This window comes from Mesorhizobium sp. f-mel (assembly GCF_053850215.1).
Map to the genome: position 1 here is coordinate 49,192 of NZ_JBSPTO010000021.1, position 25,294 is coordinate 74,485.

Consider the following 25,294-nt stretch of genomic DNA (forward strand, 5'->3'; position numbering starts at 1 on the left):
CATGAAGCCCTCAGCAAGCCTGCTTCAGAGCCAGAAGCAATCTCTGGTTCTAACACCTCAACTCATCGAGTCGATTCGGTTACTGCAACTGGGGCATATTGAACTGCGCCAATTCGTAGAGCAGCAAGTCGAGAAGAACCCCCTTTTGGAGCTGGCTCCAAACGACAGTGAGGCTGATGGTGATGTCCCGTCGGTTTTGGGCGAGGATCCGCCCAGGGGCGAACGCGAAAACGGGGCCGAGCCTTCTGAGCGGCTCAGGGAAGAGAAGTCAACGCGCGACAAACCCGCTGCCGGGTCAGGGGAAGACCATACCCCGGAAAGCTATGTCGCCAATCCCGAAACACTGCTCGAACATGTCGCTCGCCAGATCGCCTTCACCGCGTTCAACCCACAGGAGCGGATGATTGCCGGCGCGCTTGCCAATCATCTGGACGACATCGGGTACCTTCGGGTGGACCTTTTGGAGTTGGCGGGAATCCTGAATGTTCCCCTGTCTGTCGTGGAAAGGGTTCTGGCAGCCTTGCAGCTTTTTGACCCACCGGGGCTATTTGGGCGAACTCTCGGCGAGTGCCTTGAAATACAGTTGCGTCAGCAAGACCGGTTCGACCCAGCGATGGCAGCTTTGGTGGCCAATCTCGAGATGTTTGCTGACCGTGACTTCAAGGCATTGCAGCGGCTTTGCGGGGTCGATGACGACGACTTTGTAGACATGCTGCACGAACTGCATGCGCTCGATCCCAAGCCTGGCAACCGATTCCAATCAGGAGGGCCGGAACAAATACAACCTGAGGTCTGGGTGCAGTCGTCGCGCGAAGGTGGATGGAATGTCGAACTTGATCCTGACACGCTCCCCAAGGTGCTGATCGACCAAAGTTATTTCGTCAAAGTCTCGCGGCTCACCGCCCATAACCCACAGGATCAGGCATTCCTAAACGAATGCATGGAGAACGCGCATTGGCTTGTCCGCAGCCTCGATCAACGCAAAAAGACGATCCTTAAGGTGGCCGCTGAGATCGTGCACCAGCAGGATGCCTTTTTGAGACATGGCGTGGCGCATCTGCGGCCCCTCAATCTCAGAACCGTCGCTGATGCTATCAACATGCATGAGTCGACTGTCAGCCGGGTGACGTCGAACAAGTACATGTCCACGCCGCGTGGCGTGTTCGAACTGAAATATTTTTTCAGCGTCGCCATCGGCTCTTGCGGAGGCGGCGACGCCCACTCCGCCTCAGCCGTTCGCCATCAGATCAAGGCGATGATCGCCGCAGAAGATGCCGTGCTTTCCGATGAGGACATTGCTGTGCGGCTGAGGGAAAACGGCATCGACCTTGCTCGCCGCACCGTCATGAAATACCGGGAGGCAATGAACATCCCCTCCTCCGTGCAACGGCGCCGGGAGAAGCGTGGCTGGCGTTGATGGCAATCAAATCTGCCCGCTCGTCCCCGCGGCGAAAGCTTCATGATTCAAGTCGAGGGCGTTCTTGATTGGTGTGAGAGGTGGCTGTGGCGTTTGTCCGGCTCAGGTCGCGCCCCGCTGGGGTGCGGTCGCTCCGCCGGGTGCTGAACCCGGTCCTGGCAATCGCGTGAACAGCTGCCCGCGGCATCAAGTTCGGCCCCCCGTTTGCGCGGTGATATCGAGTTGCTCCTCGGGAAGGTCGTCGAACGAGGCATAATTGAGATTGTAGAGTTTGAAGTACAGCCCGCCCATGGCCATCAGCTGATCGTGGTTGCCGGTTTCGATCACTTCTCCGTTCTGCAGCACGATGATGCGGTCGGCATCGCGGATCGTGGCAAGACGGTGGGCAATCACCAAGCCGGTGCGACCTTCCAGAAGCTTTGTCAGAGCTTTCTGGATTAGCATTTCCGAGTAGCTGTCGATGTTGGCGGTCGCCTCGTCGAGGACCAGGATCTTGGCATCGGCCACGAGAGCGCGAGCGAAACTGATGAGCTGGCGCTGGCCGAGCGAGAGATTGCCGCCGCGCTCGCCTAAAGGGGCATCGTAGCCGCCGGCCAGGCTCACAATGAAGTCATGGGCGCCGACGGCTTTGGCGGCTTCGATCACCGCGTCGCGCGTCACGTCCGTCCTGTGATAGCGGATGTTGTCGAAAATCGTCCCCGTGAAGAGGAACGGCTCCTGCAGGACCATGGCGACCTGCCGTCCGAGCGATTCCTGGGTCAGATCGCGCACATCATGTCCGCCGACCAGCACTTGGCCGCGCTGGACGTCATAGAAGCGGTGAACGAGTGCCATGGCGCTCGATTTGCCCGAACCGGTTGGGCCAACCAGACCGACCGTCTCCCCGGGGCTGATCTTCAAGGAAATGTTTTTCAGCACCGGATGTTTGGGATCGTAGCCGAAAGTGACATTCCTGAATTCGACCGAACCGTCCATCTGCGGCGAAAGCGCCTTGGCGTCCGGCTTGTCCTGAATCTCGATGTCCAGGTCGAGCACCTCTGTCAGCCGTTTGCCCGACGCCATTGCGCGTTGCATGACAGAATACTGCAGCGTGAGCGAGCGGATCGGGTCGAAGAAGCGCTGGATATAAAACAGGAATGCTATGGTCACGCCCACATCAGTGGGGTCGTTCACGACCTTTGAACCGCCCAGGACGATGGCGGCCATGGCAAGGCCCGTGAGGGTATCGACAATCGGCACCATGACCTGGGCGTATTTGGCAGCTGTCAGTTGCGTCTTGAGATTGGCATGGGCCTTGTCGTCATAGAGGAGAAAGTTGACCTGCTGGCGATCCATGGATTGGACGGCCCGCACGCCATGAATGGCCTCGGCCAGCGCGCCATTGGTGGCCGAGTTGGTCTCAGTCGCGGCCATGAAGGCATTGCGGGCGCTCGGCAGCCAGACCATGCGGACGATGAAGAGGACTGGCAAGACCGAAAGCGTAAGGAGCCCCAACGATAAGTCCAGCCACAGCATGACGAAGATGATGCCGAATAGAAGGGCGATATCGCCCACCGAAAGCACTGAGGTCTCGAGAAATTCCTGGATTGAACTGACATCGCCCTGGAGTCGCGACATCAGACGTCCGACCTCGGTCTGGTCCATAAAGGAAAGGGACACCTTCTGCAGATGGCCGAACATGGCGCGGCGAATGTCGAAGAGCACAACCTCGACCATTTTGCCGATCACGCTCTGTTGCATGTAGCTGGCAACGCGATTGACCAGAATCGCGAGAAAAAAGGCGCCAGCGGCCGCAAGCAGCGCAGAGCGATCGCGGCTTCCCGGAGTGATGGCGTGCTCGACCGCGTAGCGGATGATCAGCGGGATGAGAAGCTGCACGCCGGCGCAGATCAGGACTGCGACAACCGCGATAACAGCCTTAATCCGGTAAGGCTCAACGAATGCCCAGATCCGCCGAACAATGTTCTTGTCAAAAGCCTGTCCGAACACCTCGTCTTCGATCCGATGCGAGCCGACGACAGCGCGCGGCGGGCGCGTACCGTCGCGGACACCGTTGCGTTCGCTTTCAGCGTCGGCGATCTGCGACATCAGTTCGCGCCGTCATCATCGCGTGGGCGCGTCTGAAGATTGTGAAGAGCCTCATAGCGCCCTGCATTGACCAGAAGTTCTTCATGAGTCCCGCGCTCGACGATCTCGCCATTTTCAACGAAAAGGATTTGATCGGCGTGCATGACGGAACTCAGCCGGTGGGCAATGATGATCGTCACGCGGTCTTTGGCGAAACGGCGCATGGCCGAGCGAATGCGCTGTTCGGTGGCCGCGTCGATCGCCGCGGTCGAGTCGTCAAAAACAATGACTGATGGGCGCAGCATCATCGCGCGGGCAATTGTGAGACGCTGGCGCTGGCCGCCCGAGAGGGAAACGCCACGTTCGCCCACGACCGTCTTGTAGCCAGCGGGCAGACCCAGGATGTAGTTGTGCAGCTGGGCAGATTCGCTTGCGCGCTCGATCCGCGATTCGTTGGCCCAGGGGTCTCCATAAGCGATGTTGTTCTCCACCGTTGTGGTGAACAAGAATGGATCTTGCTGCACGACCGCGACCGCCGTGCGAAGCGAGGAAAGAGTGACATTGCGGATGTCTTGCCCATCAAGCGTGATGGTGCCGCCGGTGACATCGTAAAAACGCGGGATCAGGTGAGCGATTGTCGACTTGCCCGAGCCAGGTGGACCGACGATAGCGACAGTCTCACCTCTACGGGCCTGGAAACTGATATTCCGCAGGATCTGGCGGTTTTCAGCGCCAGGATAAGCGAACGAGACATTATCAAAGCGCACAGTGCCCTCGCTGATCTCGAGGGGACTAGCGTGGGGTGCGTCCTTAATCGTGATGTCCAGGTCGAGGAAGCCGAACAGACGTGAACCGCATGTCGAAGCGCGAGCGAAAGCGTTGATCATCAAACCGATTTGGCGGACCGGCATTTGCAGGACGGTCATGAATGTCAGGAAGGTCGTGAGGGTTCCGACGCTGATCTCACCGGCGATGACCTTGCTGCCGCCAATCCAGAGGACCAGCCCCATGGCAAACAAGAAGGAGAAGGTCATCGCCGAAGTGTCGCGCGCGTAGATGTCGGCGCGTTCCTGGGCAAGTGCGAGCGCGTTCTTGGAGGCACGCTCGAACTTCAGCATCTCATAGGCTTGTGCGGCAAAAGCGCGGACAACGCGGATGCCGCAGAGATTTTCCTCCATGACGCGGCTCAGAACAGAGAGCCGCCCCTGCAGTTCGAACCAGGTGGCGCGCAGCTTGAGCTGGGTTCGCGATGAGCGCCATGCGACGAAGGGCACAAAGCTCAGCGCCAGAACACCGAGCTCCAGATTGGTGGAGAGCAGAATGTAGGCGCCAATGCCGATTAACATGGCCAGCAGGACAGCGCGGACCAGCGCTGTGGAGAAATACCAGCACACACCTTCGAGATCGAGCATGCAGATGGTGATGAGATCGGCTGAATGCCCCTGGTCGTGAAAGGAGAAGCTGAGGCGCTGGATCTTCTCATAGCAGGCGAGCCGCAGCTCATAGGCGAAGTGATGCCCGACCGATTCGGCAAAGTAGTTCTGCGCCAACGTGAATAGGCCGCGCAGCACACTGACGGCGAGCAGCAGGAGAGCCGATATCCAAAGCGCTTGTTCGACGGCACCGCCGGAGATGGCCTCACCGATCCGGACCTGGTCAACGGCCTGACCGAGCAGTTTAGGAATGAGCAGCTGGAGGGTTGCGGCGATGACCGTCGATCCAATAGCGAAAGCAACCTGCCACCGGTGACGCAAATTCATATAGGTAATACGCGTGAGCGTTCTCAGGCCCTGGCCCCAGCCCGCCGCCTCGACATGTGCGAACGGATTCCTCGGATTGTTTGCTGCGCCATCGGCATGACTGTTCACGGGCGTAAGTTCCAGATCTGTTTGCCGCAGCACTGGCGAGCACGTTGGGCGGCCTACCGGCACAAGCACTTGCTGGAGCACAATTACCCAAGGTTGGCGTTCCATTTTTCCGATGTTCCCGGCGTTAAAGTTCAGCGTGACGAGCAGGTGAACGGCTGAGCTCGGCGTGATCGAAAGACGCGAGTCCTTCGAGATGGTCATTGAGACGGCACTGCGTCGGATGATCTTTGCCATACCGCGGCCCAATGGGTCGGCGGCGGGTATGCGATCGCATCCACATCGAATCGGGGTCGATCAGCTTTTCGAAGGCGAAGACCGCTGGTAGTGATAAGGGTAGGAGACTGCGGGGCAGGACGTCCCGCAGCTCGCCACGCGAAAGCCGGCTGACTCCATTGTAGTCGCCTCGCCGGCATCGATCTTTATGGCTGCGATCTCATCGTCAATCAGTTCGCTACCGGTCTCTGCGCGCTCCGAAACGTCGAAGCAGAAGCGGCGGTGTGCCGATGGAATCGGCGATGGGTCGCAGCTGATGATCAAGATCTTTTGCCGAAGGTCGACAATGGCGGCGAACGTGTTTTGGGAGGTGGCCAATGTAAATGCCACGAGGCCCATTGAATGGGGATCTGAGGCAGACCTGACATGATGCTGTCCTTCCTTCGCTGCGATGTCACGGGTGACATGAATGGCGGTCGCTTTCTTGCCGCCTCGCAACGAAGGAGCATCAAAACTTATGCCAACTGCCTCGAAAGAGCCTCACAGAACAGCTTTCCAGATTATTCAATGGCTTGAAGAGAGGCTGGCGGGCCACCGCGATGTTGTGGGTTCGACAAAGCCGACAGTGGGTGTTTGGTGCCCAGCATTTCTAGGGAAAGAGCGGATGCGCGGGAAAAGCCCTACCCACGCCATCGCACCGGCTGCGTGTTGTGCGATGTCCGACGATTTACGACCTGCGACGTGCCGGTGCTAAAAACATCACGTTGTTTTAGAAAACACCTTTCTCCTTGGCACGGCACATGCGTCGCCATCGGCGAACGCATCGCGCACTCGAGGAGAAGGCGTCCCATGATCACGCTCACCGAAAATGCTGTCACCGCGGTAAGGACCGCGCTTTCCCAAGCCGAGGAGCCGGCGGAAGGCCTGCGCATTAAAGTCGAGGGGGGCGGCTGCGCGGGACTGAAGTATCTGATGGGCTTGGAGAGCCTCGCACGTGAGGGCGATGCGATCATCGAGACAGGCGGCGTCAGGGTGTTCGTGGACGTAAGCTCGCAACTCCATGTCGCCGGTATGACGGTCGATTTCGTCACCAGCTTCGAATCCTCTGGCTTTGTCTTCGATAACCCGAACGGACGTGAAAAATGCGCTTGTGGGAAGTCCTTCGGCTGATGGCCTGAGAGAAGAGACCCGTCGACGTTCGGGTCTGCCCTAATGCGTGTTTTCGGTCAGCTAAGGAGAGCTTCATGAGGCCGGTCTATCTCGATAACAACGCGACCACGCGAGTGGATCCTGCAGTCTATGAAGCAATGCGGCCGCTGTTTATGGATCAGTTCGGCAATCCTTCGTCAAAGCACGGATTTGGCGCTGCCGTGAGCGTGGCCATGAAAAAGGCGCGCCAGCAGGTGCAAGCGCTGATCGGCGCGGAATTCGACGATGAGATCGCCTTCACATCGGGCGGAACGGAAAGCAACAATGCGGCGATCCTTTCGGCGCTGGGGGTAATGCCTCACCGCACAGAGATCGTGACCTCCGCGGTCGAGCATCCGGCTGTGCTGAAGCTGTGCGAGCATCTTGAGAAGACGTGCGGCCTCAAGGTGCACAAGATCCCGGTCGATGACCGTGGCCGGCTCGACGTCGATGCCTATAAGGCGGCGCTGACCACGAACGTGGCAATCGTCTCGATCATGTGGGCGAACAATGAGACCGGCACGATTTTCCCTGCCGCCGAGCTTGCTGAATTGGCCAAGGAAGTCGGTGCCCTGTTCCATACGGACGCGGTGCAGGCGGTCGGTAAACTCCCGATCCACCTGAAATCGACGGCAATCGACATGCTGTCGCTCTCCGGTCACAAGTTGCACGGCCCCAAAGGGATCGGTGCACTTTATGTGAAGCGCGGCGTGCACTTCCGTTCGCTGATCAAGGGCGGGCACCAGGAGCGCAACCGGCGCGCCGGCACGGAGAATACCCCTGGCATCGTTGGGCTTGGCAAGGCAGCCGAACTTGCCATGAAATTCATGGCTGAGGACAGCAAGCTCATAAAGTCTCTCCGCGATCGGTTGGAGTGCGGGCTTCTCCAGCGCATTCCAGACGCTTTCGTGACCGGCGATCCGCTGGATCGGCTCTCGAATACGACCAACATCGCGTTCGAGAATGTCGAGGCCGATGGCCTGCTGCTCCTTCTCGATCGCGAGGGGATCGCCTGTTCCTCTGGCTCGGCCTGCGGTTGCGGCTCGCAGGAGCTCAGCCATGTCCTGAAAGCAATGAACGTTGCCAGCAGCGCGGCACAAGGGGCAATCCGCTTCTCCTTGTCGCGCGACAACAACGGGATGGAAATCGACCGGGTGCTCGAGGTCGTGCCCGCACTCGTGGCGAAGCTCCGTGATCCCTTCCCGGCCTGCACCGGAAACGGCGATGGGATTTGAATGCGGATCTTGGTCGAGAAGGAAGCCGAGCCCGAGACCATCATTACCAGGGAGTTTACAATGAGCCACTGTTCCACCGAAAGGCCAATCATCGACGTCACCGACATTCTCACGCGGCTGAAAGGCTTGTCTGCTGCGGAGGAGTTCTTCGTGGCCCTTGGCGTCTCCTATGATCCGAAGGTGCTCGATGTCTCGCGGCTCCACATCATGAAGCGCATGGGCCAATATCTCGCCGAAGAGGATTTCTCCGGTCTCACCGACCAGGTGATCGCGGCGCGCGCGCGCGCGACACTGGAACGGGCCTATGAGGACTTCGCGACGTCCTCGCCGCTCAGGCACCGGGTCTTCAAGGTGCTCAAAGACCACGATCCAAATCGCCCCGCCACGCCGGGCCGCCCCTTCGTCCCATTCGATTCCATCCTGAAACCGTTCGGAAAGGAGTGAACGCGACACGGTTGCGACACGACAATGTCGTGAAGCCGACAAACCCGCCTCTCACGGACACACCTCAGAAGCAGAGTACCGCGGCTCAAAGGTATGGAGCGATGCTCAACGGTTGGCACGAATGGTGCTTGCAAGCAGATGAAGCGCCAAGCCGCATCCCGATAGGAGCCAGAGAGACCGCATGCATATCGTCGTCTGTATCAAGCAGGTCCCGGACTCCGCGCAGATACGCGTCCACCCGGTGACCAACACGATCATGCGCCAGGGTGTGCCGACCATCATCAACCCATACGATCTGTTCGCCCTTGAAGCAGCACTCACACTACGCGACATCGATGGCGGCGAGGTCACCGTGCTCACCATGGGTCCTCCTATGGCAGAGGACGCACTGCGCAAGGCGCTCACCTACGGCGCCGACCGCGCGGTGCTCCTGACCGACCGTTTTTTTGCCGGCTCCGACACCCTGGCGACCTCGTTCGCCCTCTCTCAGGCAATTGGCAAGATCGGTGAGACGTTCGGCCCGCCAGACATCGTCTTTACCGGCAAGCAGACAATAGACGGCGACACTGCCCAGGTCGGGCCGGGCATCGCCAAGCGCCTCGACCTCCTGCAACTCACCTACGTCGCAAGGATCGCCTCCCTTGATCTCGATGCACGCGAGATCACGGTCGAGCGCCGTACGGAGAGCGGCACGCAGAAGCTGAAGAGCAAGCTTCCTTGTCTCATTACGGTGCTGGAAGGTATTAACGAGATCCGTCGCGGCTCGCTGCACGATGCCCTGCGCGCCGCCCGCAGTCAGATCGTAAAGTGGAGTGCGGCCGACGCCGGTATCGGGGACCTCGGCAAATGCGGTCTTCGCGGATCGCCCACTGTCGTGAAGCGTGTGTTCGCCCCGACCAGCCGGGCAGAAAAGGCGGTGCAAATCGACACCGCAGATAAGGCGCTGCGTGATCTCGCTGACGAGCTGATTGCCGCAATTTTCGCGCGCCAGCCGGCGCTGGAACACGAATTGGCCTTCGAGGGTGGCTCAGGGCAAGGAGCTTAGGATGTCGAGCGTGAACCGAGAAACCCCGCCTGCCGGCAATCGTGCCGGCATGAAGAAGGATCTGCCCGAGCATTTCAAGGATTATCGGCACGTCTGGGTCTTCATCGAGCTGGAGCGCGGCGAAGTCCATCCGGTTTCTTTCGAACTGCTCGGGGAAGGTCGCAAGTTGGCCGACAAGCTTGGCGTGCAGCTTGCGGGAGTCGTGCTCGGACCGCCGGGAGAGGCCTCTTGGTATGCCGTCGCCCAGGCCTTCGCCTATGGTGCCGATCTTGTCTATATCGTGGAGACGCCGCTGCTCGCCGACTATCGCAACGAGCCCTTCACTAGGGCAATGACTGACCTGGTCAATACATACAAACCCGAGATCCTGCTTCTGGGTGCCACCATGCGTGGCCGGGATCTTGCCGGCTCCGTGGCGACTACCCTGCTGACGGGTCTCACGGCTGACTGCACTCAACTTGACGTGGATCCTGACGGTTCGCTTGCCGCGACCCGGCCGACTTTCGGGGGTTCCTTGCTATGCACCATCTATACGCTCAACTGCCGGCCGCAGATGGCGACAGTGCGACCGAGAGTCATGGCGATGCCGCAGCGTATGGAAAAGCCGGTCGGCCGGGTCGTCGAACACAAGGTGTCGATGCTCGAGGACGAGATCGTCACCAAGGTCCTTGGCTTCCTGCCCGATGCGCAGTCGGTAAAGGCAAATCTGGCCTATGCCGATGTCGTCGTTGCGGGAGGCCTCGGGCTGGGCGGGGCGGAGAACCTGCAGGTTGTGACGAAGCTCGCGCGGGCGCTCGGCGCCGAATATGGCTGTTCGCGTCCGCTGGTCCAGAAGGGCTGGATGCCGGCGGAACGGCAGATCGGCCAGACGGGCAAGACCATCAGGCCGAAGCTCTACATCGCGGCCGGAATTTCCGGCGCCATCCAGCACCGGGTGGGCATTGAAAGCGCCGATCTGATCGTGGCCATCAATACCGATCCGAACGCGCCGATTTTCGATTTCGCCCATATCGGTATCGCCACCGATGCGATCCGCTTCCTGCCGGCGTTGACGGAAGCCTTCACCCGGCGGCTGTCGCCGCACAGTCGCGACAAGCTTGCGAGCTAAGGGAGACGGCTATGCTCGAGGAAAAGTTCGACGCTATCGTCGTAGGGGCCGGCATGGCCGGGAACGCAGCTGCCTTCACGATGGCAAGCTGCGGCCTGAAGGTGTTGCAGTTGGAGCGCGGCGAGTATCCGGGCTCGAAGAATGTCCAGGGCGCCATCATGTATGCGCACATGCTGGAGAAGATCATCCCGGACTTCCGGGATGACGCGCCTCTTGAGCGGCATCTGATCGAGCAGCGCTTCTGGATGATGGACAAGACATCCCATGCTGGGATCCACTATCGGTCCGACGACTTCAACGAGGCAAAGCCAAACCGTTACACAATCATCCGCGCCCAGTTCGACAAGTGGTTTTCACGCAAGGTGCGCGAGGCCGGCGCGACCGTCCTGTGCGAGACGACGGCGACGGAGCTCGCATACGATATCACGGGCAAGGTCATAGGCGTTCGCACCGACAGAGCCGGCGAAAGGATCTTGGCGGATGTGGTCGTACTCGCAGAAGGCGTTAACGGGCTGCTTGGCACGCGGTCGGGCCTGCGCGAAATGCCGAGGCCAGAAACCGTGGCACTGGCCGTCAAGGAAATGCATTTCCTGCCCGAAGAGGTGATCGAGCAGCGCTTCGGCCTCAAGGGCAATGAAGGCTGCGTGATCGAGGCGGCGGGCACCATCTCCCGCAGCATGACCGGGTTAGCGTTTCTCTACACCAACAAGGAATCGATCTCACTTGGCATCGGTTGCCTCGTTTCCGATTTCGCCGCCACGATGGAGAGCCCCTACGTCCTGCTCGACGGATTCAAGAACCACCCTTCGGTCCGGGCGCTGATAGCGGGCTCGGAGGTGAAGGAATATGCCGCCCATCTTATTCCCGAAGGTGGTTATAAGGCGATCCCACAGCTCTTCGGCGACGGTTGGGTGGCAGTCGGTGATGCAGCGCAATTGAACAACGCGGTTCACCGTGAGGGTTCGAACCTCGCCATGACGTCCGGCCGCATCGCAGGCGAGGCGATCGTTCAGATCAAGAGCCGGAACGCCCCGATGACCAAGCGTAACCTCGTCCTTTACAAAACCATGCTGGACAATTCGTTTGTCCTCAAAGACTTGCGAAAGCATAAGGACATGCCGGCACTGCTGCACACCAACTCGCACAATTTCTTCATGACATACCCGCAGCTGATTTCTCTGGCCGCTCAGAACCTCGTGCGGGTCGACGGCACTCCGAAAATCGATAAGGAAAAAGCGACCACTGATGCCTTCATAAAAGCGCGTTCGCGCTGGGGGCTGGTCAGCGACGCGCTTCGCCTGGCATTCGCCTGGCGCTGAGGGAGAGCAAAAATGACGATCACAGTGCCGGCCGTACGCGTCGAGGATAAGCTATATCAAAACCGTTATCTCATTGATGCAGGGCGTCCGCATATCAAGGTGCGACCTCACCAAAGCCCGAGCCCGAACCTGCTCGCGTTGACACGCATCTGCCCTGCCAAATGCTATGAGCTGAACGCCACGGGCCAAGTTGAGATCGCCGCCGACGGGTGCATGGAGTGTGGCACATGCCGAGTGCTGTGCGAGGCCAGTGGCGAGATCACGTGGAATTATCCGCGCGGCGGTTTCGGTGTCCTCTTCAAGTTCGGATAGTTGGCGCATTCAGCGTTCTTAGCAGAGCGAGCCCGGGTACAACTTATAATTGTGGCAACACGTCGCATCGCATTCTACCCGTTAACCGCGCACCTCTCGCATTGTTGAAGTGCATCGGGGTTCCGAAAAGGGGAAAGTTGTTTTACGAAACCAGCTTAGCCTTAATGAGGAGCGCCCCGATGCAGCCACAGTGATGACGGATCAATTCGATTTTTGCGCCTGCCTGAACGGCACGCCAATTGCCGGTTTTGACGGTCGAACGAACGCTCGGATACTGACGCACTTCTGCTGGGCCTGGCGGACACTGGCGATCGGGTTGGTTGGCCCCTTTGCCCAATGCTCATGGATGTCCGCAATGCCGCATTGATGAGCACGCGGTGAGGACGCTGGTGGGTCAGCGCATCTTCGCCATCGCTCGGCTATGAGGACTTGAACGACCGCGACGAGTTGCGCCATCATCGGGTGATGGCGGTGCTGGCGGGCAAGCTTCAAGGATCTGTGCCTGGGTGTACAGGCCGCCCCGGCCGACCGTTTGCACCAACCGCAAGCCGCAAGTCGACCCTAATCTTGTCATGATTGCTAGGGACACATATCTCAGAAACTCAGCGTAAAGGTGTGCTTGGCGAGTGCATCCTAGACAAATTCGGAGGCACTTCCATGGGTCACTTGCGGCGGGATGAGGGCGATAAAGCAGGGCCTTGGGCCACCGAAACCATGCGCATAACGGCTATCTCGCTCAGGGGGCTGTACGAGATATCGAAGATCCTAACCGCCCCTGCCCCGCTGGAGACGACACTGGCCAATGTCGTCACGATCCTGTCTTCATTTGTGCGAATGCGTCATGGAGCAATCATTGTCCTGAGCGCTGATGGAGAGCCGGAGATCGCCGCAACGCCCGGCAACGTCAATCCACCGCAATCCATCACTCGTCACGCCATACCACAGGCTATAATCGACCAGATCGTCGCTACGGCGAAACCGGTCATCATAGAGGACGTCAGCAAGTCCGAACCGTTTCAGGGTGACGTCGCAAGGGCGTCCAACGACGAAGCTATTGGGCTAAGCTTTGTTGGTATCCCGATAAGGGCGCAGGATGAAGCCCTCGGAATATTGTCGATCGAGCGACTCAGAGAAGAACCGAGCTACGTTCATCACAACGAGGACCTGTGCTTCCTGACCATGGTCGCAGATCTTGTCGGCCAAGTTGTCCATCTTCACCGCGTGCGAAACATTGATGCTCAGCATCTGGTCGAACGGCAAGCTGGACCGGGCAAACGGCGCGACGACGAAAGGTCCGATCGCGGCCGATATCCCTCCGTCAAAATCGACGGAATCATCGGGGAAAGCCCGGCAGTCAAGCAGGTTCTCGATCTGGTTCCAATTGTCGCGAGGACCAATACGACCGTTCTTCTGCGGGGTGAAAGCGGTACCGGCAAGGAATTCTTCGCGCAAGCGATCCATAAACTTTCGACCCGCAGCACGAAGGCCTTCATCAAATTGAACTGCGCCGCATTGCCTGAAAGCGTTCTGGAATCGGAGCTGTTTGGCCATGAGAAGGGCGCCTTTACCGGGGCGATCGCGCAACGCGCCGGCCGTTTCGAATTGGCGAATGGCGGTACCTTGTTGCTTGATGAGATCGGTGAGATTTCGCCTGCCTTTCAAGCCAAACTGCGGCGCGTGTTGCAGGAAGGTGAACTGGAGCGGGTCGGCGGCAACAGAACACTGAAAGTCGACGTTCGGCTTATATGCGCCACCAACAAGGACCTTGAAAGGGCTGTGGTGAATGGTGAGTTCAGGGCTGACCTTTATTATCGCATCAGTGTGATTCCGATTATCCTGCCTCCACTGCGAGACCGACCTGGCGATATTCCCCGTCTGGCCGAAGCCTTCCTCGACCGGTTCAACAAGGAGAACCATTGTGAGCTTGCTTTCGCGCCCTCGGCCCTTGACGTCGTGTCGCAATGCTACCTCCCTGGCAATGTTCGCGAGCTGGAAAACTGCGTGCGAAGGACGGCGACACTTGCCCGGTCGAAGACGATAGTTCCGTCGGATTTCGCCTGCAGGAATGGCCAGTGTCTTTCTTCGCTCATTTGGAAGGGAACTGGTTGTTCGAATGGTACCAATGGCGTGGTCGATCTCGCTCGCGGCACCATGGACCGAGATGGATCGCAGCCGTCGGCCGATCGGAACGATCCCAACTGTCACGCAATGGGCAGCCCGCGCCTGACGGAACGCGAGCGGCTGATCGACGCGATGGAAAAGGCAGGCTCCAACCAGGCTAAAGCGGCTCGTCTCCTCGGCCTCACGCCGCGGCAAGTCGGCTATGCTCTACGCCGGCACGGTATCGAGGTGAAGAAATTTTAGACGAGTTTAACGTCTGAACCATGTGAAGTTTCGGAGTCCCCCGCCCTGTGCGGGACCAGAGACAAGCGCTCTGGCGAGCCCATACGCTTCTCCAATGTCGGAAGCCCGACAAATCCAGGTCGTAGGCAATCTGACAAATCAGACACCAAAAGCCGAGATTTCGGGTGAATGTCCCCTTTTGGTGGGCTGGCATAGCTCTTGCGACTGGATGTGTAAGTCAGCCAGGAGCAGAGCCATTCGATGTCGGCACCGAAGATTTCGCTTCAAAGCGAAACCACCGCGAAATCGGCTGGATGCGCGTCTTCAACCTGCGGCTCGTCCGCAAGGCCTAGCGACATGGAGCCGGCCATTTGGGAGAAGGTCAAGGACCACCCGTGCTATTCAGAAGAGGCGCACCATTATTTCGCGCGCATGCACGTGTCGGTCGCCCCGGCCTGCAACATTCAGTGCAATTACTGCAATCGCAAGTTTGACTGTGCCAACGAGAGCCGACCTGGAGTCGTCTCGGAAAAGCTGACACCAGACCAGGCGGTGCGCAAGGTGATCGCGGTCGCCAATGAAGTACCGCAGCTTTCCGTGCTCGGCATCGCTGGACCGGGCGACGCCTGCTTCGACTGGCACAAGACAAAGGCCACATTCGAACGCATCGTCAACGAAATCCCCGACCTCAAGCTTTGCATCTCGACCAACGGGCTGGCGTTGCCGGACCATGTCGCCGAGCTTTGCGACATGAATGTCGACCACGTGACAATCACCATCAACATGGTCGACCCGGAAGTCGGCGCAAGGATCTATCCTTGGATCTTCTACAAGCACCGCCGCTACACCGGGGTCGAAGCCGCCCGGATCCTGCACGAGCGGCAGATGTTGGGCCTGGAGATGCTGACGGCGCGTGGCATCCTGACCAAGATCAATTCAGTGATGATCCCCGGCGTCAACGACGAGCACCTGATCGAGGTCAATAAATGGGTCAAGGAGCGCGGCGCCTTCCTGCACAACATCATGCCGCTGATTTCGAACCGAGAGCACGGTACCCATTACGGCCTGACCGGGCAGCGAGGCCCAAAGGCGATGGAGCTGAAGGCTCTTCAAGATCGTCTGGACGGCGGTGCCAAATTGATGCGCCATTGCCGGCAGTGCCGGGCCGATGCCGTTGGCCTGCTGGGCGATGATCGTGGCCAGGAGTTCACGCTCGAACAGATCTCCGACGAGGTCACCTATGACGCAAGCAGGCGCGAGGCCTATCGTGAGGTGGTCGCGCGCGAGCGCGGCGATCGAGCGGTGGCTAAAAGCCAGGCGACCGAACTGGTCAAAAGAGCGGGCTCGGGCAAGTCACTTCTTATCGCCGTGGCCAGCAAGGGCGGCGGCCGCGTCAACGCACACTTCGGTCACGCGAGAGAGTTCCAGGTCTACGAGGCCTCGCCGAAAGGAATCAGCTTGGTCGGGCATCGGACGGTCGAGCAGTATTGCCTGGGTGGCTGGGGTGAAGATGCCACCCTAAAAGGCGTGATCGCTGCCCTCGAAGGAATAGACGTCGTGCTGTGCGCCAAGATCGGGGATTGCCCGAAAGCTCAGCTCAGGGGCGCCGGAATCCGGGCAATGGATGATTATGGCTATGAGCATATCGAGACCGCGATCAGCACGGTTTACGCCGCCGAATTTGGGGCCAAACCATTGGCCGCGACGGCCTGAGATCTCTCAATCAACTGACCAGGAGTTGAAGAAAAAATGGCGTTCAAGATCATCGCATCCCAATGCACCCAATGCGGTGCCTGCGAGTTCGAATGTCCTTCCGGTGCGATCAAATTCAAAGGCGAGGCCTACGTTATCAACGCGGAGAAGTGCACCGAATGCAAGGACACCTTCGACACACAGCAATGCGCCTCGGTCTGTCCGGTGGAGATGACCTGCGTTCCCGCCTGACGTCCGATCGGCTGGCGAGGCGCCTTGAGTTCTCCATTCCAACCTCCAACCGCGAAAAGGAAGAACAGCCATGATTCTCTGGCGCGAACAGGAGGTCGAAATCCGCAAGCCTCCACGATTCATGCCGGGTGAACGGGTCCGCGCAACCCGTCACATCAAGAATGACGGGACCTACCCCGGCAGGGAGATCGGGGAAAACCTCGTGTTGAAGGGTGACGAAGGGTACGTGCGTGACATCGGCACCTTTCTCCAGCAGTTCTACATCTATGCGGTCGAATGGATCGGCCGTGGCACAGTCGTGGGAATGCGGGCGCGCGAAATGGTGAGCCTCGAGAATCCCGGGGTTCTTCGTAGCGCGGAAATTACGTCTGCTCCTAGCAAGGGAGCAGCCGGATGAAGTTGATGATCCGCAGGACCAGCGCCGGCCTGTCGGCCTATGTTCCCAAGAAGGATCTCGAAGAGCCGATCATTCAGGTTGAGAATGAAGGCTTGTGGGGCGGGGCCGTAATGCTCAGGAACGGCTGGCGCTTCGTCCTGCCCGACCTTCCGCGAGATACGCGCCTGCCAATCACCGTTGAGGCCAGGAAAATATCCGACGGGGATTAGGACGGCGGATTGACGGCATAAAGCCAAGAGGACTGAGCATGAACACCTTCCCGCGCCATCTTTTAATCACTCGGGACAGCCATGCGGACACGCGGCTTGACCTGCTCAAGGGAGCGCTCGCCGCCGACGCGATCATTCCTTACCTTGGCCCGGGTCTCCTCCAGCTCGGCTGCGCAAAGCCCGTTGTACCGCATAGTCCTGAGGCGGTGGCCGCGGCCCTTACCAAGCGCGCCCCGGCTCCATCCAAGATCCGCACCAATATGTGGTCTGTCGCGCAGTTTATTGAGCAGCGCCGGCGTCGCCGGACGCTCCAGGGTTGGATGGCCGAGATCTTCGCCGGGCCGGCAGCGCCGACGGTCCTCCACGCCTGGCTCGCCACGCTGCCGCTCTCGCTCATCGTCGACAGTTGGTATGATGGCGCCATGCGCGCGGCCCTGGTCGCGACCGGCCGAACGGATGTCGTCGAGATACAAGGCGTCACGCGGGCGAAAGAAACCAGGGACATTTGGACCAAAGCCTATGATTTGTCCGGAAACGAACTCGACGCGGTACCACCGGTTGAGACGGTCCTCTATGTGCCTCATGGCAGTGTCAGGCCGGCGGCAAACTTCCTGATCTCAGATTCCGACTATGTCGAAGCGCTGACAGACATCGACATCCAGACGCCGATCCCTGATCAGGTGAAGCAGCGGCGCAGCAAGCGGGGGTTTTTCTTCGTCGGCTGCCGCTTCGACGATCAGATGCTGCGCACCTATGCCCGGCAGATCATGAAGCGCTCCGACGGCCCACATTTCGCGCTAATCGATGGGTCGGTGCTGACCAGAAACGAACGCCGTTTCCTGGCAGCGTGCGCAGTCACAGTCATTGACATGCCGATAAGCGAAGCTGCGGCTCGGCTTGCCGGCTCAGGCCTGTTACCAAGTGGCCAGGACCGTTGAGCCAGGCTCCAGTCGACACTGGATCACGCCCCCGGCTGAGATGAGTGCGGCTGGCGGCGCTCCTATGGCGACGGCTTCGTCACCAAGGTCCGGTGTCGGATGCCTACACCCTCCTGGAACACAACGGCATTCGTGCCGCCAAAAACGAAAGTGTTGCTCAGCGTCACTCGCTCTCGCTCTCGCTCGCCACCTTGGGCGTAGTGTCGAGATCGCAATCGGGATCCGGCTCACGATAGTTGGCCGTAGGCGGCACGACACCTTCACATATGGCATCACGCAGGCGACGCTTGATCGCGACTGTTCCGGTTTCGTTGGTTTTTGTGCCGCTGCCGTGCGCGTTGAAACAGTCAACTTCCTCGACCTCCTGCCCGGCATCGGCCAGGCAGGCACGCATCGCGCGTTGCGGCCCCTTCCCATTCCTTCGACATGCGGCCGATGGGGCCAGCGGGCCCGCGATCAGTGCCAGCACCGCGCCCCTGCGTTTGAGGACGGCCGGTTGCTCCAAGAAATCTGGTTGGCCTGTCGGATAGTGGGCATAGGTGTCCTTTCATAGCTCCGGGCCGTTTCGGTCAATCAAGGTACCCGAGGGCCACTCATTGATCTGGCGCGCAACTGGCACAACGACCACGAGTGCGTCCTCGACGCGAGTGGGCGGCAGGTCGGCAAACACATCCCGGAGGGTCGACCGGACGCGCACGCCCGATTTGATGGCCGCTAGACCGCCCCGACACCACCTTTCCATGTGGCTGCGCATCGCGTGCCGAACGGTACCGAAAGCAAAGGGCACGCCAAGCTGCTGCAACGTCGGATACATGACGCTGATTGAATGGCTTATCCCAAGCCTTTCAAGATCCTGGCGCACACCGTATAATCCGAGCTCGGCCACCAGCAGATCTTCATCGCCAACCTTTATGAAACGGCGCAGAGCGCCCAAATGAGCCGCTACGCCGCGCGAATCGTAGGCGATTGCGCGCAGCTCAGGCCTGGCACCGGCCCAACTGCGGTGGCTTTCGAATGGCTTCGCGTTGAAGGAGCCGGTCCGTGCAAAGATAGTTCTGAAGAACTCGGCGAGTTCTTTGTGATCGGAGAGTTCCAGCTCACTCTCCCAACACAATTTCCACCGCACTTCAGAGCTCATGGACGCTACCCCTTGCTTACATCATTCGAAGCACTGGTCCGGTGCCAGGCACAGCTGCTTCACTCTGGGCGTGGTTCATGCAACACCCGGCCGAGGTTGGTAAAATTTGTTGTTTGGATTAACACCATCGACGTCATGAATGGGAGTGCGCTACCTGCCTTCGAGTACGGCCTTCCGCCTACAGGTCCCACGCCGTGGGGGCGAGTATAAACCACACGAGTCGGGCATGTCGCCCCGTTAGCCACGCGGCCGGTCCCCTGCTGAGGTCTCGTACGGCTAGAAGAACTGTCCTCAGGCCGGATTGGGCAAGGCAATCAGCACGGAAACCTCCTTGCGTTCTTCGAAACTAGGAGCTCTTGAGCGCTCCAGCGTGGTGCGAACAAGCCAAGCGGGATGCTTCCTGTAATAGTATTTCCCGCATCCAAATGCTTGCCACGTCGTTGTTGTGAAGCGCGGGCCATTGTACGGCCTCGGTGAATGCGGGAAGCGGCACCGGAAGTTCGACGATCCGCAGGGGTATCAGTTGTGCGAAATATTCCACCAACCGCAAGGGTATGGTCGCTATCCGCTCTGTGCCTGACAGCATAGCCGGGATCATGCTAAAGCCCTGCACGATGAGCTCGATACGTCTCTTGCGAGCGTGCTCGAGCAAAAACCATTCTTCGATAGAGGACTGCCGCGTACGCCCGAATTTGACCGTAACGTGTCCCATCGACATATATCGCTCAAACGTAAGCGGGCGTGATAAATGCTTGTTTGTGGGGCAGCCGACGCACACGAGTGTGTCGTCGAACAGTGCTGCTCTGGGATGCGTGCTCGACATGAACACGTCCGGAAGGATGAGAAAATCGATCTCACCGCGGCGGAGAAGCTCGTCAGGGTGATCGGTGAGAGGTACGAACTCGAAGCTGACGGCGGGAGCTTCCCGCGCGACACGCTCTACGACCTTTTGAAAGTATATAAGGGTCATGAAATCTGAAAGGCTGATCTTGAAGCGGCGCTGCGACTGTGCTGGGTTGAACCTGTCCCAGGAAATGATTGAGAGCTGGATGTGAAGCAGAGCTTCGCGAACCGCGGGGGCGAGATCTTGCGCACGCGGAGTGGGGACAAGTTCGCGGCCCCTCATCGTAAATAGCTCATCGCGGAAAAAGTCGCGCAACCGGGCGACGGCCGCGCTCATGGCGGGCTGGCTCAGATTGATGCTGCGTGCGGCAGCGGTGAGGTTCCGCTCGTTCATCAAAGCGTCAAGCGGGACGAGCAGGTTTAGATCAAGGCCCTTGAAGCGCATGTGTCATTATCCATGACGCGGATGGGATACATCGAAACAATCAATTTTACGCGGTTTGTGAAGTCCTGCATAGAAAAAATTCAATCGCGAGAGCTACCTTCAGACATATATAAAGAGGCTGTTCACTTGCCCTGCTTTCGGCCCAGACGAATTATCATCAGCAATGTTGATCGGAGACAGAGGCAATGAGCCATCCCATGCCGTCGCCTGGCCCATTTGTGATCCTTGCGATGCCAAGGACGGGCACGCACTACCTGGAAGAATTGCTGAACGAGCATCCGAACGTGTTGAGCAACGGTGAGTTGCTCAACACCTACGATACGAATTGGTTCGATAAAGATCGCTTGGCAGGCAGCGATCGCGCGCTTCTTGAGCTTGCCTACTTGCGCTACCCCAACGCAACCAACAAGAAGGTGACGCGTGTTGGTTGCAAGATCAACGAACCTCAGTTCAATGAGCGTCCGGGGTTTTTTGCTGAGCTCGCCCGATGGCCAGGCCTCAAGGTCATTCTGCTGGTCCGCAAAAACACCTTGGAATCGCTGCGATCACTGACACAGGCGAGGCAAACCCGGCAGTGGCTGAAGGTCAGTTCGGACAACGATGCGGCTCCATCCGTCAAACTGGCAATCGCCTGCTGCGAAGCTTATTTCGAGGCCGCGGACGAATTCCACAATCGCGTCGCACACTCCTTCGCGTCCACTGACTTGCATGTGGTCGAGTACGAGAGCCTTCTTGGCAAACCGTCGGCGTGCTTGGCTAAGATTTGGGATTTCCTGGGGGTTCCGGCGTTTGGGCTGTCTGGTAACCCTATCCTTAAGCGCCAGGAAGCGCGCCCCCTGGATCAAACGATAGAAAATTTTGAAGAGTTGCGGCGCCATTTCGCAGGCGGACCTTATGCGAGATTTTTTGACGTCGGTGACCATCTGAAGGATCGTCCCAATCTCACATGACGGCCTGTCCCTCGTTAGGCTCCGGGTTCCGGCGGACGCGAGCTTACCTGCCCCTAGGCGGCAATGGGCGCAGCTCCGCAGTGGCTCGACGGTGGGGGCGCGCATGTGGCATCCAAATCTTCACCGCCATGCGATATTGGCCCAGCTTCTGCTTGTGGACGAGTACCGTGACATGATCTCTCGCCAGCACGAGTTCTCGCGCTTTCAGGGTGACTGGCGCCACCATTCACGGCCTCGACCACGTCGTTGTGTCGCAACAGGAAAACATTCCCGCAACGGCGTATCCGATCCTGGCGCTTCCTATGCTGCCGGCTCGAGAATCGCCGTCGCCCCTTCCCACTATCGCTCTGTTACGCTCTTGCCCTTCTCGGCGCGGCTGCGGTGGGTCTCTTACAGTGGGATGTTTGCGGCCCCCGCCTTATGGCATTGCAACGGAAATCCTTGAACTAGCCCGTTCTGATGCCGCTTTCGTCGGCTGTTCGACTGTAGATCCTCCCGCGAGAGCGGGCCGCCTTGCTCAAGGTTGACTTGGCATAATGGTGTCGCATCGGCCTTTACATAAGACGCGTCAAACGGAATGGGCGAAAGCTGGTCGTGCTTGATGCTGCTCATGTTCGCGGCGCCCTCATCCACGACTTGGATGAATGCCATCAAAACAATCGATTTTGCCAATTTTAGAAGGTGCTGCATTAAAGAATTCGAAGCTCAAACTTGGGACCTTGAGGATGATCGTCTGCAGCCCGGCTCGAGAGAAACCCTTCTGTTCGTTTGGCAGAGCCTCAATCTAGGCGTTTCGGCGGCACTATTGCGTCGACGCCTGATACCTTGGTGCACTTACCACAAATACGAGAAGAAGGAGATACCCGATGCACTATCGTGAACTTGGCTGGAGCGGCCTGAGGATTAGCGCGCTCGGCTTGGGCACTATGAGCTGGGGAGAGCAGAACACCGAAGCCGAGGCGCACGCGCAACTGGATGCAGCTCTAGAGGCTGGCATAAACCTGGTCGACACGGCCGAGATGTACCCTGTGCCACCCCGCGCGGAGACACATGGACTTTCGGAAGCCTATATAGGCAGTTGGCTACGCAATAACACCGGCCGCAGGCAAGACGTCGTGCTCGCGACCAAAGTTATCGGGCCGGTTCGAGCAGGCAAGGCGAACCTGCCCTATGTGCGCGGCGGCCGCGTCAGCTATACACGCGCCAATCTGTTCGAGGCCCTAGACGCCAGCCTTCAAAGGCTCCAGACGGACTATATTGACCTGTACCAACTGCACTGGCCCGACCGCAGCACCAACGTCTTTCAATCGCTAGACTACCAGTACGAACTCGACAAGGATACGGTCCCGATCCGGGAGACGCTGGAAGCGTTGGACGCGCTCGTCAAAAGCGGTCGGGTTCGTCACATCGGGCTCTGCAACGAAACACCTTGGGGTCTTGCGCGCTTCCTGCATTACGCGGAAATACACGGTTTGACCCGCGTGGTAAGTATACAAAATCCGTACAATCTGCTCAACCTCGACTTCGAGAACGGCCTCGCCGAGATGGCTCAGCGCGAACGGGTCGGCCTCCTAGCCTATTCGCCGCTGGCGATGGGTACATTGACTGGCAAGTATTTGGGGGGGCAGCTTCCAGCAGGCTCTCGGCTGAACTTGTTCAAACGGTTCTTTCGCTACAGCAATGAAAGGGCCCAGCACGCGGCCCTCGCCTACACCACGCTTTTTCGAGAACATGGCATTGACCCGGTGCATGGCGCGTTGTCGTTCGTCACCAGCCGCCCGTTCGTTGCAAGTACCCTCGTGGGCGGCACCTCCGTGCTGCAACTGAAGCACAACATCGCCAGTGTGGACGTCAGCCTTTCACGCGAGGTCCTCGATGGAATTCAAGCCATTTACCAGCGTTATGGAACGCCACCCGCAGCCTAACAACCCGTTCGCCACGATGCCACGGGTTCGATCCAGTGGCTCTGACCGAAGCCTCTGGCTACTCGATAGTGCTTCTGTGATCGCGCACGGCGCCGACCATCGCCACCGCGCGAGCAAGCTGCTCGACCGACATGTTGTCCAGGAGCACGGCATTGACGGCGTCACTCCGCCGACAGGATCGGCCGAGCGGGAGCGGCGCTAGCCATGGTGAAGCGCCGGCCCTCACGAAGGGCGCATACGCTGGGCACCGACAAAGCCTATGACGTGCGCGCTTTCATCAGGGACCTGCGCGAGGGCAAAGTTTTGCCGCCAGCCAGCGCTGCCGCGAGCGGATCGAGGAGGTGTTTGGTGGATCAAGTCATCCGCCGGCATGGCCAAGGTCAAGCTGGACGACGTGCCCGTGTGAATGCTGCCTTCACCTTGAACCTGGCGGCCTACAATCTCATTCGCCTGCCGAGGCATTTGGCTGCCACGGCATGAACCTGCTCGGCCGCTGGCGGATCGTTGAGATGCCCGACTATGTTGACAGCTATCGCAACATGGTGGAGCCCGGCTACATCCTCTTCGGGCCCAACGGGTCCGGTGAATTCGCTTCGGCTGCGTCACCGGTAGATGTTCGGCGCGGGCGGGGCAATTATGTCGCTTTCTCCTGCCAGGGCAATGACGGAATGGACAAGAGGCCACGGCTGGACTGAAATCCAACAAGACGCTTCCATTACACGGCAAAAATCCTGCTTCAACAACGCGACGCGCGCAGATTTCATCGCTCGCAGGTGAACTTCTCAACAGCATGATAGGCGAGTTCGAGCCGGACATCGAGAATATCCAGCAAATCTGCTAAATTAGGGATACAGCAGCGCACTGGCCCGGTAGCTTCCGGCCCTATCCGGCAACAACGGCGACGCCTCTCCGGCGGCGAGAAACAGTGTCTTGCGTTGGCGTGGGCTCTGTACCGGCATCCGGAGATCCTGATCCTCGATGAGGCGGGCTCCTCTCTCTTCGGTCCCCGAGACGTCTGTCCTGGGAGGGATAGCGGAACTACGTCGGGCCGGTAAGACCGTCGTCGTCATCGCTCGTTGACTGAGCACCATTCATTTGACCGACAAGATTGTGGCCCTGGACAAAGGGCGGATGGTTGCGGGGGGAAGGCCATGCTGATCTGCTAAGAGTAGGGGCGCCACAAACCATGCGTTAGCCCTCCGTGATGGCATTGCCCCCGTGATTCCGTGCCAGACAAGGAAGCACGCGCGATTCATCACCTGCAAGAGGTGGGTAATTGAAAGTCGGAAACCAACCCCAATCTTTGACGATGACCGCGACTTCGTCAGGATATCGTCAGCAATGGTCTCTATGTTCGGGTTTGCGATGGCCCGCCACCCTGCGACCCACATTGCAGGTGGCTTTGACACGATTAATCCTTCCCAAATTGATTAACGGAGACAGAAATGAGGAAGTCCTCCCTGCTGGCTGCAACCGCGTGGCTTGCTGGGTTTGTTTGTGACAGCGGAATCGTTTGTGACAGAAATCAACGAGCACTCGGCTCCGGCACGCGGCACATGGCGATGACAGCCAAGATCCGCCCCTGATGATCCTGGAGCCGGCGAAGGTCCGCTGCAGCGTGGCAGCGTTCCGTGCTCGCGAACTGCGATGTCTACTACTTCCTCGGGGGGATACCCGATGTGCGCACAGCCTCGGAAACCTGGTGAGCATGCTCTCGCCGGAAGGGCATCTGGTTTTCGGCAATTCCACTTGCCGGCCTCTGGGGGCACGTCGTTGGCGCCGAGACCTTAATTGCCATGTTGAACGAGATCTTGATCCAGGTCGATCTTCAGCAGTGCCGAAGTGAATCCATCAACAAAGACTTGTTGTTCGCTCGCTTTCGAAGCCCAAGCCGGCTTTGGCTGTCTCGAATTCTGGCAGACGAAAGCGGGAGGCCAAGGTAGCCG

General features: G+C 59.0%; 23 protein-coding genes and 2 pseudogenes. 20 read left to right on the forward strand and 5 right to left on the reverse strand.

Annotated elements, in window-relative coordinates:
• The first annotated feature begins 1 nt into the window (after window position 1).
• Complete coding sequence (rpoN, locus tag ACWUKX_RS22435) at window positions 2-1,417, forward strand: RNA polymerase factor sigma-54 (protein WP_456009031.1); 1,416 nt, start codon at window positions 2-4, stop codon at window positions 1,415-1,417.
• Window positions 1,418-1,603: 186 nt separating this feature from the next.
• Here the strand turns inward: rpoN and ACWUKX_RS22440 are convergent, their stop codons facing one another.
• Together ACWUKX_RS22440 and ACWUKX_RS22445 are read right to left on the reverse strand one after the other, a co-directional pair.
• Window positions 1,604-3,505, reverse strand: a complete 1,902-nt coding sequence (locus ACWUKX_RS22440; protein WP_456009033.1) for an ABC transporter ATP-binding protein — start codon at window positions 3,503-3,505, stop codon at window positions 1,604-1,606.
• On the reverse strand, window positions 3,505-5,244 hold the full coding sequence (locus ACWUKX_RS22445) for an ABC transporter ATP-binding protein (RefSeq protein WP_456009082.1): 1,740 nt from the start codon (window positions 5,242-5,244) through the stop codon (window positions 3,505-3,507). The genes ACWUKX_RS22440 and ACWUKX_RS22445 overlap by 1 nt, the downstream gene beginning before the upstream one ends.
• Window positions 5,245-6,414: 1,170 nt before the next feature.
• Between ACWUKX_RS22445 and ACWUKX_RS22450 the strand changes: the two genes are divergently transcribed.
• From ACWUKX_RS22450 to ACWUKX_RS22510, 13 genes are all read left to right on the forward strand, one after another.
• Entirely contained in the window at window positions 6,415-6,735 is a 321-nt protein-coding gene (locus ACWUKX_RS22450) for an iron-sulfur cluster assembly accessory protein (RefSeq protein ID WP_455850699.1), read from the forward strand.
• Between the two features lie 74 nt (window positions 6,736-6,809).
• Window positions 6,810-7,988, forward strand: a complete 1,179-nt coding sequence (nifS, locus tag ACWUKX_RS22455; protein WP_456009034.1) for a cysteine desulfurase NifS — start codon at window positions 6,810-6,812, stop codon at window positions 7,986-7,988.
• Between the two features lie 60 nt (window positions 7,989-8,048).
• Window positions 8,049-8,432 carry a nitrogenase stabilizing/protective protein NifW gene (gene nifW, locus ACWUKX_RS22460; protein ID WP_455850760.1) on the forward strand — a complete coding sequence of 128 codons (384 nt, stop codon included), beginning with the start codon at window positions 8,049-8,051 and terminating at the stop codon, window positions 8,430-8,432.
• 181 nt (window positions 8,433-8,613) lie between these two features.
• Entirely contained in the window at window positions 8,614-9,477 is an 864-nt protein-coding gene (locus ACWUKX_RS22465; protein WP_027155277.1) for an electron transfer flavoprotein subunit beta/FixA family protein, read from the forward strand.
• Window position 9,478: 1 nt separating this feature from the next.
• Window positions 9,479-10,585 (forward strand): electron transfer flavoprotein subunit alpha/FixB family protein, encoded by a 1,107-nt coding sequence (locus ACWUKX_RS22470; protein ID WP_456009035.1) that lies wholly within the window; start codon window positions 9,479-9,481, stop codon window positions 10,583-10,585.
• A gap of 11 nt (window positions 10,586-10,596) precedes the next feature.
• Window positions 10,597-11,904: an FAD-dependent oxidoreductase gene (locus ACWUKX_RS22475; protein WP_456009036.1), complete on the forward strand. Its 1,308-nt coding sequence runs from the start codon at window positions 10,597-10,599 to the stop codon at window positions 11,902-11,904.
• A 12-nt stretch (window positions 11,905-11,916) separates the two neighbouring features.
• The gene (locus tag ACWUKX_RS22480; RefSeq protein WP_455850695.1) at window positions 11,917-12,216 is read left to right on the forward strand and encodes a ferredoxin family protein; all 300 of its coding nucleotides are present in this window, start codon (window positions 11,917-11,919) and stop codon (window positions 12,214-12,216) included.
• 657 nt (window positions 12,217-12,873) lie between these two features.
• Window positions 12,874-14,580, forward strand: coding sequence for a nif-specific transcriptional activator NifA (gene nifA, locus ACWUKX_RS22485; protein WP_456009037.1), 1,707 nt, complete (start codon window positions 12,874-12,876; stop codon window positions 14,578-14,580).
• Window positions 14,581-14,820: 240 nt separating this feature from the next.
• Window positions 14,821-16,272, forward strand: a complete 1,452-nt coding sequence (gene nifB, locus ACWUKX_RS22490) for a nitrogenase cofactor biosynthesis protein NifB (protein ID WP_456009038.1) — start codon at window positions 14,821-14,823, stop codon at window positions 16,270-16,272.
• Between the two features lie 36 nt (window positions 16,273-16,308).
• The gene (locus ACWUKX_RS22495; protein ID WP_027144865.1) at window positions 16,309-16,503 is read left to right on the forward strand and encodes a 4Fe-4S binding protein; all 195 of its coding nucleotides are present in this window, start codon (window positions 16,309-16,311) and stop codon (window positions 16,501-16,503) included.
• A 70-nt stretch (window positions 16,504-16,573) separates the two neighbouring features.
• Entirely contained in the window at window positions 16,574-16,900 is a 327-nt protein-coding gene (locus tag ACWUKX_RS22500) for a nitrogen fixation protein NifZ (RefSeq protein WP_456009039.1), read from the forward strand.
• The gene (nifT, locus tag ACWUKX_RS22505; protein ID WP_027155285.1) at window positions 16,897-17,109 is read left to right on the forward strand and encodes a putative nitrogen fixation protein NifT; all 213 of its coding nucleotides are present in this window, start codon (window positions 16,897-16,899) and stop codon (window positions 17,107-17,109) included. The genes ACWUKX_RS22500 and nifT overlap by 4 nt, the downstream gene beginning before the upstream one ends.
• A 38-nt stretch (window positions 17,110-17,147) precedes the next feature.
• Window positions 17,148-18,047, forward strand: a complete 900-nt coding sequence (locus tag ACWUKX_RS22510; RefSeq protein ID WP_456009041.1) for an SIR2 family NAD-dependent protein deacylase — start codon at window positions 17,148-17,150, stop codon at window positions 18,045-18,047.
• 62 nt (window positions 18,048-18,109) lie between these two features.
• On the opposite strand, the pseudogene ACWUKX_RS22515 reads toward ACWUKX_RS22510, so the two are convergent.
• From ACWUKX_RS22515 to ACWUKX_RS22525, 3 genes and pseudogenes are all read right to left on the reverse strand, one after another.
• Window positions 18,110-18,456: pseudogene (locus ACWUKX_RS22515) on the reverse strand (hypothetical protein); the annotation flags it as partial.
• Between the two features lie 138 nt (window positions 18,457-18,594).
• Entirely contained in the window at window positions 18,595-19,185 is a 591-nt protein-coding gene (locus tag ACWUKX_RS22520; RefSeq protein ID WP_027155288.1) for a NodA family N-acyltransferase, read from the reverse strand.
• Window positions 19,186-19,531: 346 nt separating this feature from the next.
• A complete protein-coding gene (locus ACWUKX_RS22525) occupies window positions 19,532-20,473 on the reverse strand; it encodes a LysR family transcriptional regulator (protein ID WP_456009043.1) in 942 nt (313 codons plus the stop codon).
• 185 nt (window positions 20,474-20,658) lie between these two features.
• Here ACWUKX_RS22525 and ACWUKX_RS22530 point away from each other — a divergent pair, with 185 nt between their 5' ends.
• The 6 genes and pseudogenes from ACWUKX_RS22530 (at window position 20,659) to ACWUKX_RS22555 (ending at window position 25,291) form a co-directional block, all read left to right on the forward strand.
• Complete coding sequence (locus ACWUKX_RS22530) at window positions 20,659-21,423, forward strand: sulfotransferase (RefSeq protein WP_456009045.1); 765 nt, start codon at window positions 20,659-20,661, stop codon at window positions 21,421-21,423.
• An 866-nt stretch (window positions 21,424-22,289) separates the two neighbouring features.
• Complete coding sequence (locus ACWUKX_RS22535) at window positions 22,290-23,348, forward strand: NADP(H)-dependent aldo-keto reductase (RefSeq protein ID WP_456009047.1); 1,059 nt, start codon at window positions 22,290-22,292, stop codon at window positions 23,346-23,348.
• Between the two features lie 151 nt (window positions 23,349-23,499).
• A pseudogene (locus tag ACWUKX_RS22540) lies at window positions 23,500-23,828 on the forward strand (transposase); the annotation flags it as partial.
• Complete coding sequence (locus ACWUKX_RS22545; RefSeq protein WP_456009048.1) at window positions 23,825-24,043, forward strand: hypothetical protein; 219 nt, start codon at window positions 23,825-23,827, stop codon at window positions 24,041-24,043. The pseudogene ACWUKX_RS22540 and the gene ACWUKX_RS22545, both read left to right, overlap by 4 nt.
• Before the next feature lie 189 nt (window positions 24,044-24,232).
• On the forward strand, window positions 24,233-24,403 hold the full coding sequence (locus tag ACWUKX_RS22550) for an ATP-binding cassette domain-containing protein (RefSeq protein WP_456009083.1): 171 nt from the start codon (window positions 24,233-24,235) through the stop codon (window positions 24,401-24,403).
• 687 nt (window positions 24,404-25,090) lie between these two features.
• Window positions 25,091-25,291: an SAM-dependent methyltransferase gene (locus ACWUKX_RS22555; RefSeq protein WP_456009085.1), complete on the forward strand. Its 201-nt coding sequence runs from the start codon at window positions 25,091-25,093 to the stop codon at window positions 25,289-25,291.
• Window positions 25,292-25,294: the final 3 nt, after the last annotated feature.

Bases quoted from the DNA above. Each gene is read 5' to 3' on its own strand.
- ACWUKX_RS22500 (WP_456009039.1), top strand. From the start codon at position 16,574: ATGATTCTCTGGCGCGAACAGGAGGTCGAAATCCGCAAGCCTCCACGA.
- ACWUKX_RS22520 (WP_027155288.1), bottom strand. From the start codon at position 19,185: ATGAGCTCTGAAGTGCGGTGGAAATTGTGTTGGGAGAGTGAGCTGGAA.
- ACWUKX_RS22465 (WP_027155277.1), top strand. From the start codon at position 8,614: ATGCATATCGTCGTCTGTATCAAGCAGGTCCCGGACTCCGCGCAGATA.
- ACWUKX_RS22445 (WP_456009082.1), bottom strand. From the start codon at position 5,244: ATGAATTTGCGTCACCGGTGGCAGGTTGCTTTCGCTATTGGATCGACG.
- ACWUKX_RS22470 (WP_456009035.1), top strand. From the start codon at position 9,479: ATGTCGAGCGTGAACCGAGAAACCCCGCCTGCCGGCAATCGTGCCGGC.
- nifB (WP_456009038.1), top strand. From the start codon at position 14,821: ATGTCGGCACCGAAGATTTCGCTTCAAAGCGAAACCACCGCGAAATCG.
- ACWUKX_RS22495 (WP_027144865.1), top strand. From the start codon at position 16,309: ATGGCGTTCAAGATCATCGCATCCCAATGCACCCAATGCGGTGCCTGC.
- ACWUKX_RS22510 (WP_456009041.1), top strand. From the start codon at position 17,148: ATGAACACCTTCCCGCGCCATCTTTTAATCACTCGGGACAGCCATGCG.
- ACWUKX_RS22530 (WP_456009045.1), top strand. From the start codon at position 20,659: ATGAGCCATCCCATGCCGTCGCCTGGCCCATTTGTGATCCTTGCGATG.
- ACWUKX_RS22450 (WP_455850699.1), top strand. From the start codon at position 6,415: ATGATCACGCTCACCGAAAATGCTGTCACCGCGGTAAGGACCGCGCTT.
- ACWUKX_RS22475 (WP_456009036.1), top strand. From the start codon at position 10,597: ATGCTCGAGGAAAAGTTCGACGCTATCGTCGTAGGGGCCGGCATGGCC.
- ACWUKX_RS22535 (WP_456009047.1), top strand. From the start codon at position 22,290: ATGCACTATCGTGAACTTGGCTGGAGCGGCCTGAGGATTAGCGCGCTC.
- ACWUKX_RS22440 (WP_456009033.1), bottom strand. From the start codon at position 3,505: ATGTCGCAGATCGCCGACGCTGAAAGCGAACGCAACGGTGTCCGCGAC.
- ACWUKX_RS22545 (WP_456009048.1), top strand. From the start codon at position 23,825: ATGAACCTGCTCGGCCGCTGGCGGATCGTTGAGATGCCCGACTATGTT.
- ACWUKX_RS22480 (WP_455850695.1), top strand. From the start codon at position 11,917: ATGACGATCACAGTGCCGGCCGTACGCGTCGAGGATAAGCTATATCAA.
- nifW (WP_455850760.1), top strand. From the start codon at position 8,049: ATGAGCCACTGTTCCACCGAAAGGCCAATCATCGACGTCACCGACATT.
- nifT (WP_027155285.1), top strand. From the start codon at position 16,897: ATGAAGTTGATGATCCGCAGGACCAGCGCCGGCCTGTCGGCCTATGTT.
- rpoN (WP_456009031.1), top strand. From the start codon at position 2: ATGAAGCCCTCAGCAAGCCTGCTTCAGAGCCAGAAGCAATCTCTGGTT.
- nifA (WP_456009037.1), top strand. From the start codon at position 12,874: ATGGGTCACTTGCGGCGGGATGAGGGCGATAAAGCAGGGCCTTGGGCC.
- nifS (WP_456009034.1), top strand. From the start codon at position 6,810: ATGAGGCCGGTCTATCTCGATAACAACGCGACCACGCGAGTGGATCCT.
- ACWUKX_RS22525 (WP_456009043.1), bottom strand. From the start codon at position 20,473: ATGCGCTTCAAGGGCCTTGATCTAAACCTGCTCGTCCCGCTTGACGCT.